This is a genomic window from Mycobacterium sp. E3247, from assembly GCF_001667785.1.
Taxonomy (GTDB): domain Bacteria; phylum Actinomycetota; class Actinomycetes; order Mycobacteriales; family Mycobacteriaceae; genus Mycobacterium.
In genome coordinates, this window is the sequence record NZ_LZJG01000403.1 from 1 (window position 1) to 593 (window position 593).

The 593-nt window shown below is 70.0% G+C and carries 1 protein-coding gene; it reads right to left on the minus strand.

Going from position 1 to position 593, the window contains the following annotated elements:
• Window positions 1-593 (minus strand): beta-ketoacyl synthase N-terminal-like domain-containing protein (locus A9X04_RS21425; RefSeq protein ID WP_197509273.1); only part of this gene is annotated, 593 nt, incomplete at both ends.

Below are 593 nucleotides of genomic sequence, written 5' to 3' on the forward strand. Positions count from 1 at the left end.
CCGTCGTGGTTGACCGCGCTGCCGGCGATCACGGCCAGGATCTGGTCGCCGTCGCGGCGGGCGTCGTCGACCCGCTTGAGCACCAGCATGCCGCCGCCCTCGGAGCGGGTGTAGCCGTCGGCGTCCGAGGAGAACGACTTGATCCGGCCGTCGGGCGACAACACCTGCCCGATCTCGTCGAAACCGAGCGTCACCACGGGCGTGACCAGCGCGTTGACGCCGCCGGCGACCGCGACGTCGGCTTCCCTGTTGCGCAGCGCTTGGACGGCCTGGTGGATGGCCACCAGCGAGCTCGAGCACGCGGTGTCGACCGCGACCGACGGGCCGCGGAAGTCGTAGAAGTAGGAGACCCGGTTGGCGATGATCGACGTCGCGGTGCCGGTGATCGCGTACGGGTGCGCGACCGTCGGGTCGGACACCGCCAGGAAGCTGTAGTCGTTGTTGGAGACGCCGACGTAGACGCCGACGGACTCGCCACGCAGGCTGGACGCCGGGATGCGGGCGTGTTCGAGCGCCTCCCAGGTGAGCTCCAGCGCCATCCGCTGCTGCGGGTCGATGTTGTCGGCCTCGGTCTTGGCGACCGCGAAGAACTC